Annotated in this window: 7 protein-coding genes; 6 read left to right on the forward strand and 1 reads right to left on the reverse strand. The window is 66.9% G+C overall.

Annotation, left to right across the window (positions count from 1 at the left end):
- The first annotated feature begins 107 nt into the window (after positions 1-107).
- The 6 genes from DBO85_RS15510 to DBO85_RS15535 all read left to right on the forward strand — a co-directional run bounded on the left by DBO85_RS15510 (position 108) and on the right by DBO85_RS15535 (position 11,220).
- Complete coding sequence (locus DBO85_RS15510; protein ID WP_108108157.1) at positions 108-1,460, forward strand: alanine/glycine:cation symporter family protein; 1,353 nt, start codon at positions 108-110, stop codon at positions 1,458-1,460.
- 72 nt (positions 1,461-1,532) lie between these two features.
- Complete coding sequence (gene tpx / locus DBO85_RS15515; protein WP_108108158.1) at positions 1,533-2,033, forward strand: thiol peroxidase; 501 nt, start codon at positions 1,533-1,535, stop codon at positions 2,031-2,033.
- Between the two features lie 122 nt (positions 2,034-2,155).
- Positions 2,156-3,421, forward strand: coding sequence for an MdtA/MuxA family multidrug efflux RND transporter periplasmic adaptor subunit (locus DBO85_RS15520; RefSeq protein ID WP_108108159.1), 1,266 nt, complete (start codon positions 2,156-2,158; stop codon positions 3,419-3,421).
- Positions 3,418-6,510, forward strand: coding sequence for an MdtB/MuxB family multidrug efflux RND transporter permease subunit (locus DBO85_RS15525; protein WP_108108160.1), 3,093 nt, complete (start codon positions 3,418-3,420; stop codon positions 6,508-6,510). Before DBO85_RS15520 ends, DBO85_RS15525 begins: the two co-directional genes overlap by 4 nt.
- A gap of 166 nt (positions 6,511-6,676) precedes the next feature.
- On the forward strand, positions 6,677-9,787 hold the full coding sequence (locus DBO85_RS15530) for an efflux RND transporter permease subunit (protein WP_108108161.1): 3,111 nt from the start codon (positions 6,677-6,679) through the stop codon (positions 9,785-9,787).
- Complete coding sequence (locus tag DBO85_RS15535) at positions 9,784-11,220, forward strand: efflux transporter outer membrane subunit (protein WP_108108162.1); 1,437 nt, start codon at positions 9,784-9,786, stop codon at positions 11,218-11,220. The genes DBO85_RS15530 and DBO85_RS15535 overlap by 4 nt, the downstream gene beginning before the upstream one ends.
- Before the next feature lie 138 nt (positions 11,221-11,358).
- Here the strand turns inward: DBO85_RS15535 and mapR are convergent, their stop codons facing one another.
- Positions 11,359-12,768, reverse strand: coding sequence for a GntR family transcriptional regulator MpaR (gene mapR / locus DBO85_RS15540; protein WP_108108163.1), 1,410 nt, complete (start codon positions 12,766-12,768; stop codon positions 11,359-11,361).
- Between the last annotated feature and the right edge of the window lie 14 nt (positions 12,769-12,782).

Below are 12,782 nucleotides of genomic sequence, written 5' to 3' on the forward strand. Positions count from 1 at the left end.
CAGCGCAGGCGATTCTTGCGATAAAGACACCGATGACGTTTGGCTTCACCAATCTGCCGATACCCGCGCCACGACCGGCGTGAAAACAACAGAACAAGGAGTGCGGCATGGAACGACTCACCGAATGGCTCAAGTACATCGACAACGAGTTCATCTGGGGCCCGCCAATGCTGCTGCTGATCCTCGGCACCGGCCTGGTGTTGATGGTCATGCTGCGCTTCATGCCGCTGCTGCGCATTCCCTACGGCTTCCGCATGCTCTGGCAGGGCCGGCGGCGCGACGACAACCTGCCCGGCGAGATCAGCCCGTTCCAGGCACTGATGACCAGCCTGGCTGCCACTGTCGGTACCGGCAACATCGCCGGGGTCGCCACGGCGATCTTCATGGGCGGGCCGGGGGCCCTGTTCTGGATGTGGTGCACCGCGCTGGTCGGTATGGCGACCAAGTACTGCGAAGTGGTGCTGGCAGTTCACTACCGCGAGAAGGACGCGCGCGGCGAGCATGTCGGCGGCCCGATGTATGCGATCAAGAACGGCCTGGGGCGCAAGTGGGCCTGGCTGGGCGGCCTGTTCGCGGTGTTCGGCGGGCTGGCAGGCTTCGGCATCGGCAACATGGTCCAGGTCAACAGCATGGCCGATGCCCTGCACGACAACTTCGGCATCCCCGATCTGGCCACCGGCCTGGTGGCGATGGTGCTGGTGGGCCTGGTGATCCTCGGCGGCGTACGCCGCATCGGCCTGGTTGCAGCCACCCTGGTGCCGTTCATGTGCCTGGCCTACCTGATCGCCGCCATGCTGGTGCTGGTGATCCACCTGGATGCGATTCCGGCGGCATTCGGCCTGATCTTCGAGCACGCCTTCAGCCCGGTTGCCGCCACCGGAGGCTTCGCCGGCGCCGCGGTGATGGCGGCGATTCGCTACGGTGTGGCGAGGGGGGTGTTCTCCAACGAAGCCGGTCTGGGTACCGCCGGTATCGCCCAGGCGGCCGGCACCACCAACAGCCCGGTACGCTCCGGCCTGATCGGCATGCTCGGCACCTTCATCGACACCCTGATCGTCTGCACCCTGACCGGCCTGGCGATCATCTGTACCGGTGCCTGGACCAGCGGCGCCAAAGGCGCCGTGCTGTCCGGCCTGGCCTTTGAAACCGCCATGCCGGGGATCGGTGGTGCGCTCACCGCGCTGGCCCTGAGCATCTTCGCGTTCACCACGATTCTCGGCTGGAGCTACTACGGCGAGAAGTGCTGGATCTTCCTGGCTGGTGCGCGTTCGGTGCTGCCGTTCCGCATCGTCTGGGTACTGGCAGTGCCGTTCGGCGCAGTGGCAGGGCTGGATTTCGCCTGGCTGCTGGCCGACATGCTCAACGGTCTGATGGCGATCCCCAACCTGATTGCGCTGCTGCTGCTCAGCCCGGTGGTGGTCAAGCTGACGCGCGAACACTTCAACGGCGCATCACGCTGACGATATCTTCCGCGCGGCCGGCAGCCTTGTCGGCCGCGCTTCCCGGCAACCTCAAGCAAAAGGAACAAGCACATGTCCCAAGTCACCCTCAAGGGCAATCCGGTGCAGGTCAGTGGCGAGCTGCCCAAGCCCGGCCAGCAGGCGCCGGCCTTCAGCCTGGTCGGTACCGATCTGGCCGACGTCACCCTGGCCAGCTTCGCCGGCTCGCGCAAGGTGCTGAACATCTTCCCCAGTGTGGATACCCCGACCTGCGCCACCTCGGTGCGCAAGTTCAACAGCGAGGCCGGCAACCTGGAGAACACCAAGGTGCTGTGCATCTCCGCCGACCTGCCGTTCGCCCTGGCGCGCTTCTGCGGTGCCGAAGGCCTGGCCAACGTCAAGAGCCTGTCGACCCTGCGCGGCCGCGAGTTCCTCGAGAACTACGGCGTAGCCATCGCCAGCGGTCCGCTGGCCGGTGTCGCCGCCCGTGCGGTGGTGGTACTGGACGAAAACGACAAGGTGCTGCACAGCGAGCTGGTCAGCGAGATCGGCCAGGAGCCTGACTACCAGGCAGCGCTTGCCGCACTGAACTGAGTTGCACGGGGGCAGGGCGCAATGTTCTGTCCCCCGACCAAAGTAAAAGGCCGGTAAAGGGGCTTTGCAGGGCGGCTGAGACTACTTATCGTTCAGCCTCCTTTTCGCTCCGATTGGTCGTCATGTCTTCTTCGCAACGCACTGACTCTCCCCGCCGCTTGCCGCGCTGGCTGAAAATCGTCCTGGTTGTACTGGCAGTGGTCGCCCTCGCCTGGTGGTTCTGGCCGGCTTCGTCGTCGCCCACGCCCGGCGCCGGCGCTCCGGGCGGAGCGGGGCGGGGCGGGCCCTTCGGCGGCTTCGGCATGCCGGTGCCGGTGCGCGTGGCAACCGTCGAGCGTGGGGATTTCCCGGTCGAGCTGAAGGCACTGGGCACGGTCAGCGCAGCACGCACGGTCAACGTGCGCAGCCGGGTCGGCGGCGAATTGGTCAAGGTATTGTTCGAGGAAGGGCAGAAGGTCGAGGCGGGCGAGCTGCTGGCGGTGATCGATCCGCGCCCGTACCAGGCAGCGTTGCAACAGGCCGAAGGCGCGTTGCTGCAGAACCAGGCGCTACTGAAGAACGCCGAGATCGACCTGGCGCGCTACCAGGGGCTCTACGCCGACGACTCCATCGCCAAGCAGACCCTGGATACCCAGGAGGCGCTGGTGGCGCAGTATCGCGGCAATCTCAAGGTCAGCCAGGCCCAGGTGGCCAGCGCCAAGCTGGACCTCGCCTACAGCGAGATACGCGCCCCGATTTCCGGCAGGTTGGGCTTGAGGGGCTATGACCTGGGCAATCTGGTCGGCGCCAATGATGCCGAGCCGCTGGTGGTGATCAACCAGACCCAGCCCATCGATGTGTCCTTCACGCTGCCGGAAAGCGCGCTGCCGGACCTGCTGGGGCGCGTGCGCGACGGCGCGGAGCTGACGGCGGAGGTCTGGGACCGCGGCGAACGTCTGCAATTGGCCAGCGGCACCCTGCGCAGCCTGGACAACCAGATCGACACCAGCACCGGCACCCTGCGCCTGAAGGCGCGCTTCGCCAACGAAGACGAGATGCTGTTTCCCAACCAGTTCGTCAACCTGCGTCTGCGCCTGATGACCCGCGAGCAGGTGCTGCTGATCCCCTCGGCGGCGCTGCAGTACGGTTCGAACGGCACCTTCGTCTATGTGATCGATGCCGAGGACAAGGTGCAGGTGCGTCCGGTCAAGGCCGGCCCCGGCAACAGCGGCACCACCCTGATCGAAGAAGGGGTTCAGGTGGGTGAACGGCTGGTTCTGGAAGGCACCGACCGCCTGCGCGACGGCAGCAAGGTGGAAATCATCCAGGCGCAGGACGATGACACCCCGCCGCCGGGGCGCCCATCCGAAGACGAGGCTGGCGAACGGCCGCTGCGGAAAGACGCATGAACGCGTCACGCATCTTCATCCTGCGGCCGGTCGCCACCACGCTGCTGATGGTGGCGATCTTCATCTGCGGGCTGATTGCCTATCGCTTGTTGCCGGTGTCGGCACTGCCCGAGGTGGACTACCCGACCATCCGCGTGCTGACGCTCTATCCCGGCGCCAGCCCGGAGGTGATGACCAGTGCGGTGACCGCGCCGCTGGAGCGCCAGTTCGGCCAGATGCCGGGCCTTGCACAGATGTCCTCGACCAGCTCCGGCGGCGCCTCGGTGATCACCCTGCGCTTCACCCTGGAGATGGATCTGGACGTTGCCGAGCAGGAGGTCCAGGCGGCGATCAATGCGGCCAGCAACCTGCTGCCGAACGATCTGCCGGCGCCGCCGGTGTACAACAAGGTCAATCCTGCCGACACCCCGGTGATGACGCTGGCGATCAGCTCGGCGACCATGCCGCTGCCGGAAATCAACGATCTGGTCGACACTCGCATGGCGCAGAAACTGGCGCAGATCAGCGGCGTCGGGCTGGTCACCCTGGCCGGCGGGCAGCGCCCGGCGGTGCGCATTCAGGTCAATCCCGAGGCACTCGCGGCCCACGGTCTGAGCATGGCCCAGGTGCGTTCGCTGATCACCAGCTCCAACATCAACCAGCCCAAGGGCAACTTCGACGGCCCGACCCGCGTCTCGCAACTCGACGCCAACGACCAGCTCAAGACCCCGCAGGAATACCGTGACCTGATCCTGGCCTACAACGAAGGCTCGGTGCTGCGCCTGGGCGATCTCGCCACCATCCAGGACGGCGCCGAGAACGAACGCCTGGCGGCCTGGGCCAACCGCCAGGCGGCGGTGCTGGTGAACATCCAGCGCCAACCCGGCGCCAACGTCATCGAGGTGGTCGACCGGGTGCAGCAACTGCTGCCGCAGATCAGCGCGACCCTGCCGGCGAACCTCGAGGTCACGGTGCTTACCGACCGTACCCAGACCATTCGCGCCGCGGTCACGGATGTGCAGCACGAGCTGCTGCTGGCGGTGATCCTGGTGGTGCTGGTGACCTTCCTGTTCCTGCGCAAGCTGTCGGCCACGGTGATTCCCTCGATCGTGGTGCCGCTCTCCCTGATCGGCACCTTCGCGGTCATGTACCTGGCCGGCTTCACCATCAACAACCTGACCCTGATGGCACTGACCATCGCCACCGGCTTCGTGGTCGACGACGCCATCGTCATGCTGGAGAACATCGCTCGCCATCTGGAGGAGGGCGAGACGCCGCTCAACGCTGCGCTCAAGGGCGCCCAGCAGATCGGTTTCACGCTGATCTCGCTGACCTTCTCGCTGATCGCGGTGCTGATCCCGCTGCTGTTTATGGCCGACGTGGTCGGCCGGCTGTTCCGCGAGTTCGCCGTGACGCTGGCGGTGGCCATCCTGATCTCGCTGGTGATCTCGCTGACCCTGACACCGATGATGTGCGCACGCCTGCTCAGGCACGAACCGGAGAAGCAGCAGGGGCGCTTCTACCGTGCCAGCGGCGCCTTCATCGACCGGATGATCAGCCACTATGGGATCGGGCTGACCTGGGTGCTCAAGCATCAGGCACTGACCCTGCTGGTCGCGCTCGGCACGCTGCTGCTCACGGTGCTGCTGTACCTGGCAGTGCCCAAGGGCTTCTTCCCGGTACAGGACACCGGGGTGATCCAGGGCATTTCCGAGGCGCCGCAGTCGATCTCGTTCCGCGCCATGGCCGAGCGCCAGCAGCGCCTGGCCGAGGTCATCCTGCAGGACCCGGCGGTGGTCAGCCTGTCGTCCTATATCGGCGTCGACGGTGACAATCCGACGCTCAACAGCGGCCGCCTGCTGATCAACCTCAAGCCGCATGCCGAGCGCGACGTCACCGCCAGCCAGGTGATCGAGCGGCTGCGTCCGGCGCTGGCTCGGGTGCCGGGGATCGAGCTCTATCTGCAACCGGTGCAGGACCTGTCGATCGAGGACCGGGTCAGCCGCACCCAGTTCCAGTTCAGCCTGGAGTCGCCGGACAGCGCGCTGCTGGAAGAGTGGACGCCGCGCCTGGTCGAGGCGCTGCGCGCGCAGCCGGAGCTGGCGGATGTCGCCAGCGACCTGCAGAACCGTGGCCTGCAGGTGTTCCTCGACATCGACCGCGACGCCGCCAGTCGCCTCGGCGTCAGCGTTGCGGCCATCGACGATGCGCTCTACGACGCCTTCGGCCAGCGGCAGATCTCGACCATCTACACCCAGTCCAGCCAGTACCGGGTGATTCTCGAGTCGGAGCAGGGCGAACGGATCGGCCCCGAGGCGCTGCGCCAGATCCATGTGCTCGGCCGTGACGACGCCCTGGTGCCGCTGCACAGCGTGGCACGGTGGGAGGAGCGCGCCTCGGCGCTGCTGGTCAATCACATCGGCCAGTTCCCGGCCGCCACGCTGTCGTTCAACCTGGCGCCGGGCGTGGCACTGGGCGAGGCGGTCGCGGTGATCGAGCAGGTCGAGCAGGACATAGGCCTGCCGGCGGCGATCCAGAGTCGCTTCCAGGGTGCCGCCGAGGCCTTCCGTGCCTCGCTGTCCTCGACCCTGCTGCTGATCCTGGCAGCGGTGGTGACCATGTACATCGTGCTGGGTGTGCTCTACGAGAGCTACATCCATCCGATCACCATCCTCTCGACCCTGCCGTCGGCGGCTATCGGTGCCTTGCTCGCGCTGTTGTTGACCGGCAATGACCTGGGCCTGATCGCGGTGATCGGCATCATCCTGCTGATCGGCATCGTCAAGAAGAACGCGATCATGATGATCGACTTCGCCCTCGACGCCGAACGCAACCAGGGCATGTCGCCGGACGATGCGATCTTCCAGGCCGCGCTGCTGCGCTTCCGGCCGATCCTGATGACCACCCTGGCCGCGCTTTTCGGCGCGATTCCGCTGATGCTGGCCTCAGGCTCCGGCGCCGAACTGCGCCAGCCGCTGGGCCTGGTGATGGTCGGCGGGCTGCTGGTGAGCCAGGTACTGACGCTGTTCACCACCCCGGTGATCTACCTGTTCTTCGACCGTCTGAGCCGGCGCTATGCCGGGCGCAGTGCGGCGGGGGTCACGGTATGAGCACGGGGACCCGGCAGCGGGCCGCAGGGGGCTGGAAGTGCGAAGCGGCTGCGCTGAGACGGGGAGCGGGCAGCGGGGGGCTGGTGATGGCAACCGGATGCGCAGCGGCCGCCGTGCGCTTGCGGCCTGAGACTTCCTGCTTCCAGCTGCCTGGCGGTCGCCGCGCATGAACCTCTCCGCCCCCTTCATCGCCCGTCCGGTGGCCACGCTGCTGTTGAGCCTGGCGATCGTCCTGCTCGGCGCGCTGAGCTTCGGCCTGCTGGCCGTGTCGCCCTTGCCGAACATGGACTTTCCGGTGATCACGGTGCAGGCCAACCTGCCCGGTGCCAGTCCGCAGATCATGGCGTCCAGCGTCGCCACGCCGCTGGAACGCTCGCTCGGCACCATCTCCGGGATCAGCCAGATGAGCAGCCGCAGCGCCCAGGGCTCGACGCGGATCATGATCATGTTCGACACCGACCGTGACATCAACGCGGCGGCGCGCGAGGTACAGGCGGCGATCAACGCAGCGCGCACCTTGCTACCCAGTGGCATGCGCAGCATGCCCACCTACCGCAAGATCAATCCTTCCCAGGCGCCGGTGATGGTGCTGTCGCTCACCAGCGACGTTCTTTCCAAGGGCCAGCTCTACGATGTGGCCTCGACCATCCTGGCGCAGAAGCTGTCGCAGGTCGGCGGGGTCGGCGAGATCCAGATCGGCGGCAGTTCGCTGCCGGCGGTGCGGGTGTCGCTGGAACCACGCCTGCTCGACCAGTACGGCATCTCGCTGGACGAAGTGCGCCAGGCGATCGTCGCCAGCAACGTGCAGCGGCCCAAGGGCTCGGTGGCCGACGACACGCGACACTGGCAGATCCGCGCCAACGACCAGCTGGAGCGTGCCGCCGAGTACGAGCAGGTGATCATCCGTCACCAGGACGGCGCCAGCCTGCGCCTGGGCGATGTCTCCCGCGTCGTCGATGGCGTCGAGGATCGTTACAACAGCGGCTTTTTCAATGACAACCAGGCGGTGCTGCTGGTGGTCAACCGGCAGAGCGGGGCGAACATTCTCGAAACCATCGACGAGATCCGCGCCCAGTTGCCCGCATTGCGCGCAATGATCCCGGCCAGCGTCGAACTGGACGTGGCGATGGACCGTTCGCCGGTGATCCGCGCCACCCTGCACGAGGCCGAACGCACGCTGCTGATCGCCGTGGCGCTGGTGATCCTGGTGGTGTTCGCCTTCCTCGGCCGCTGGCGTGCTGCGCTGATTCCGGCGCTGGCGGTACCGGTGTCGCTGGTCGGCACCTTCGCCGCCATGTACCTGCTGGACTTCTCGCTGAACAACCTGTCGCTGATGGCGCTGATCATCGCCACCGGACTGGTGGTGGACGACGCCATCGTGGTGCTGGAGAACATTGCCCGGCATATCGAGAACGGCGAAAAACCGTTGGCGGCGGCCTACAAGGGCTCGCGCGAGGTGGGCTTCACGCTGCTGTCGATGAACCTGTCGCTGGTGGTGGTGTTCGTCTCGATCCTGTTCATGGGCGGCATCGTCGAGCGGCTGTTCCGCGAGTTCTCCATCACCCTGGCGGTGGCGATCCTGATCTCGCTGCTGGTCTCGATCACCCTCACGCCGATGCTCTGCGCGCGCTGGCTCAAGCCGGAAGTGAAGCGCGAGCAGGGTCGTCTGCAGCGCTTCGGCGACAGCGTCCAGGCGCATGTGCTGGACGGGTACCGGCGCAGCCTGGATTGGGCACTGCGGCACTCGCGCCTGACGCTGTTCTCGCTGCTGGCGACCATCGCACTGAACGTCTGGCTGTTCGTGCTGGTACCCAAGACCTTCATGCCGCAGCAGGACACCGGACAGCTGGTCGGCATGATCCGCGGCGATGACGGCCTGTCGTTCCAGGTGATGCAGCCGAAGATGGAGATCTTCCGCCGGGCGATTCTTGCCGACCCGGCGGTGGACAGCGTCGCCGGTTTCATCGGCGGCAGCGGTGGGATCAACAACGCCTTCCTGATCGTGCGCCTCAAGCCCATTGCCGAGCGCGGCAAGGTCTCCGGCTCGCAACAGGTGATCGACCGCCTGCGCCGCGAGATGCCCAAGGTGCCGGGTGGGCGCATCTTCCTGATGCCCGACCAGGACCTGCAGATCGGCGGCAGGGAAGGGCGCAGCTCGGAAAACGAGTACATGCTGCTGTCCGACGACCTCGACCTGCTGCGCATCTGGCTGCCCAAGGTGCGTGACGCGCTGCGGGCGCTGCCGCAACTGACCGACATCGACAGCAAGGAGGGCGAGGGCGCCCAGCAGATCCGCCTGGTCGTCGACCGCGCCGCCGCGGCGCGGCTGGGCGTGGACATGGCGATGATCACCAGCGTGCTCAACAACGCCTTCAGCCAGCGGCAGATCTCCACCATCTACGACAGCCTCAACCAGTATCGGGTGGTGATGGAGATCGACCCGCGCCAGGCCGAACACCCCGAGGCGCTGAATCAGATCCAGGTCATCGGCGCCAACGGCAACCGGGTGCCGCTGGCCAACTTCGCCCACTGGGAACGCAGCCTGGAGGAAGACCGGGTGACCCACCAGGGCCAGTTCGCCGCGGAAAACATCGGCTTTGCCCTGGCCGAGGGCGTCAGCCTGGACGAAGCCACCCGTGCCATTGATGAGGCCGTGGCCCGAGTCGGCCTGCCGACGGCGGTGCAGGGCAGCATGGGCGGCACCGGCGGCGCCTTCCAGCAGGCCCAGCAGAACCAGCCGTGGATGATCCTGATGGCGCTGGTGGCGGTCTACCTGGTGCTCGGCATCCTCTACGAGAGCTACGTGCACCCGCTGACCATTCTCTCGACCCTGCCGTCGGCGGGGGTCGGCGCGCTGCTGGCGATTCTGCTGTTCGGCCAGGAGTTCAGCCTGATCTCGCTGCTCGGGCTGTTCCTGCTGATCGGTGTGGTGAAGAAGAACGCCATCCTGATGATCGACCTGGCGCTGCAACTGGAACGCAACGACGGCCTCAGCCCCGAGGACTCGATCCGTCGCGCCTGCCTGCTGCGTTTCCGACCGATCATGATGACCACCCTGGCGGCGATCCTCGGCGCGCTGCCGTTGATCATCGGTGGCGCCGAGGGTGCCGAGATGCGCCAGCCGCTGGGCCTGGCCATCGTCGGCGGGCTGGTCCTCAGCCAGTTGCTGACGCTCTACACCACGCCGGTGGTCTACCTCTATCTCGATCGTCTGCGCCACCGGGTCAACCGCTGGCGCGGCGTGCGTACCGATGCTGCCCTGGAAACGCCTCTATGAAGTTGAAACGCTCCCATCTGCTCGCGCCCCTGGGGCTGGCCGTCGTCCTCGGCGGCTGTGCCGTCGGCCCCGACTACCAGCGTCCGGCGTTCGAGGCGCCGCCCCAGTTCCGTCACGCAGAGGGCTGGAAGGCCGCCACGCCGGCCGACGAGGCGGAGCGGGGCGCCTGGTGGCGGCTGTACGGCGACCAGGAGCTGAATGCGCTGGTCGAACAGCTCAACCTGGACAACCAGAACCTGGCTGCCAGCGAATCCCAGTATCGCCAGGCACGCGCGCTGGTGCGCAGCGCCCGGGCGAGCTTCTATCCCAGCCTGGGGGCAAATGCCGGGATGACCCGCTCGGGCGGCGGTGGCGGGGTTTCCGGGCAGGAGGCGGTCGGCCAGAACTACGACCTGGGCCTGAACCTGGCCTGGGAACTGGACATCTGGGGCAGGTTGCGGCGCAACCTGGAGGCCAGTGACGCCGAGTTCCAGGCCAGCGCCGCGGAGCTCGCCGCCCTGCGCCTGAGCCTGCAGGGCGAACTGGTGCGCAACTACCTGCAATTGCGGGTACTCGATGAGCAGTCGCGGCTGCTGGAGCGCACGGTACAGGCCTACCAGCGCTCGCTGAAACTCACCGAAAACCAGTACCGCGCCGGCATCGCGCCGCGCTCGGACGTGACCCAGGCCATCACCCAGCTGCGCGGCACCGAAGCCCAGCGGGTGGACCTGCAATGGCAACGGGCCCAGCTCGAACACGCCATTGCCGTGCTGATCGGCAAGACGCCGGCCGAGCTCGCCATCGTTGCCCGCAACGGCTGGCCGGCACTGCCGCAGGTGCCGCCCGCGCTGCCGTCGGAACTGCTCGAAAGGCGGCCGGACGTGGCCGCAGCCGAACGCCGGGTGATGGCCGCCAACGCCCGGATCGGCGTGGCGCGTGCAGCCTGGTTCCCCAGCCTGAGCCTGTCGGCCGGCGGTGGTTACCGGGGCGCCAGCTTTGCCGACTGGATCGAGCTGCCCAATCGCTACTGGTCGGTCGGTCCGCAACTGGCGCTGACCCTGTTCGATGGCGGCGCGCGCAGCGCCGAGGACGAGCGGGTCGCCGCCGTCTATGACGGCACCGTGGCCAACTATCGGCAGACCGTGCTGATCGGTTTTCGCGAAGTGGAGGACGCGCTGATCCAGCTGCAGGTGCTGGAGCGTGAGGCGGTCATCCAGCAGCAGGCGCTGGAAGCGGCCCAGGAAACCCAGCGGTTGGTGGAGAACCAGTACAAGGCCGGCATGCTCGACTACCTCAACGTCGCCAGCGCCCAGGCCACCGCGTTGTCCAGCGAACGCACCCGCCTGACCCTGGAAGGCAACCGCCTGCTCGCCAGCGTGCAACTGATCACCGCACTGGGTGGGGGCTGGGAGCCGGCAGCGCCGGCCGGCGAAGCCGGTGGCGCCAGCAACTGAAGTTCATCGCACTGGCCCAGACTGCGTGTCAGCCAGTGTCTTCCGTGGCCGCGAGCGTCTTTCTGCCGAGAAAGGTCGCAATTCCACGGAAGGATGCAGTGGCGCGTTGTCAGGCCACCAGTCCAGCTGGGTAGATCCCTAGAAGGACTGCAGGATGCGTCCGAGCAGCGCCATCGCCTGCTCGCTGCGAGCGTCCCAGGGGTAGCCGTAGTTGAGCCGCGCGCAGTTGCCGAAGCGTCGATTGGCCGAGAAGATCGGCCCCGGCGCCAGGCTGATGCCCTGGGCCAGAGCCAGCTGGAACAGCTGCAGCGAATCAACCCGCTCGGGGAACTCGAACCAGAGAAAGTAACCACCGCTCGGTCGGGTCACCCGCGTCTCGGTGGGAAAGTGCCGGGCTGCCGCGGCCAGCATCGCGCCCTGTTGCGCCTCCAGTGCATGCCGCAGTCGGCGCAGGTGGCGGTCATAGCCACCGTGCTGCAGATAGTCGGCGATGGCCGCCTGGGCCGGAACCGAAGGGGAGAGGGTGGTCATCAGCTTGAGCCGCGAGATCTGTTCGGCGAAGCGCCCGCCGGCGACCCAGCCGACCCGGTAACCGGGCGCCAGGCTCTTGGAAAACGAGCCGCAGTGCATCACCAGCCCAGCACTGTCGAAACTCTTCACCGGGCGCGCGGGTTTGCCACCGAAGTTCAGCTCGGCGTAGACGTCGTCCTCGATCAGTGGAACCTGGTGGCGCTCGAGCAGGCTATAGAGAGTGCGTTTGCTGTCCTCGCTCATGCTCGCACCGAGCGGGTTCTGCAGGCTGCTCATGAACCAGCAGGCCTTGATCGGCAGGCGTTCCAGGCTCTCCGCCAGAACCTGCAGATCGATGCCCTCGCGCGGGTGCACCGGGATTTCCACCGCCTTCAGTTCCAGCCGTTCGAGTACCTGCAGGCTGGCGTAGAACGCCGGCGATTCGATGGCAACCAGATCGCCCGGGCGGGTCACGCATTGCAGGCAGAGGTTCAGCGCCTCCATCGCGCCATTGCAGATCACCAGTTCTTCGAGCGCAAGGCGCACGCCACCGGCCATGTAGCGCAGGGCGATCTGCCGGCGCAACTCGGGGTTGCCGGCGGTCATGTCGGCGACCACCTCATGGGGCGACAGCTTCTTCAGACCCTGGGCCATCGAACGGGCCAGGCGGGCGAGGGGGAACAGGTGAGGGCTGGGGAAGGCCGAGCCGAACGGTACCGTCTGAGGGTCCTTGAGCGAGCCGAGCACGGAGAACACCAGCTCGCTGACGTCGACGCTGGTGGTTCGTGCAGCGACATAGGCGACCTGGGGCTCCTGCAACAGGTGCTGCGCGCTTTCCCTGACGAAGTAGCCCGAGCGCGCCCGCGCCAGGATCAGGCCGCGGTCTTCGAGCAGGTAGTACGCCTGGAACACGGTCGCCGGGCTGACGCCATGGCTCTGGCAGGCCTGGCGCACCGACGGCAGACGATCACCGGGCGCCAGTACCCCGGAGCGGATGCGCTCTGCAATGTCCTCGGCCAGTCGTTCGTAACGTTTCATCGCGCTCTGCTCGG

The organism is Pseudomonas mangrovi, from assembly GCF_003052585.1.
Lineage (GTDB): Bacteria > Pseudomonadota > Gammaproteobacteria > Pseudomonadales > Pseudomonadaceae > Aquipseudomonas > Aquipseudomonas mangrovi.

Bases quoted from the DNA above. Each gene is read 5' to 3' on its own strand.
- DBO85_RS15530 (WP_108108161.1), top strand. From the start codon at position 6,677: ATGAACCTCTCCGCCCCCTTCATCGCCCGTCCGGTGGCCACGCTGCTG.
- tpx (WP_108108158.1), top strand. From the start codon at position 1,533: ATGTCCCAAGTCACCCTCAAGGGCAATCCGGTGCAGGTCAGTGGCGAG.
- DBO85_RS15510 (WP_108108157.1), top strand. From the start codon at position 108: ATGGAACGACTCACCGAATGGCTCAAGTACATCGACAACGAGTTCATC.
- DBO85_RS15535 (WP_108108162.1), top strand. From the start codon at position 9,784: ATGAAGTTGAAACGCTCCCATCTGCTCGCGCCCCTGGGGCTGGCCGTC.
- DBO85_RS15520 (WP_108108159.1), top strand. From the start codon at position 2,156: ATGTCTTCTTCGCAACGCACTGACTCTCCCCGCCGCTTGCCGCGCTGG.
- mapR (WP_108108163.1), bottom strand. From the start codon at position 12,768: ATGAAACGTTACGAACGACTGGCCGAGGACATTGCAGAGCGCATCCGC.
- DBO85_RS15525 (WP_108108160.1), top strand. From the start codon at position 3,418: ATGAACGCGTCACGCATCTTCATCCTGCGGCCGGTCGCCACCACGCTG.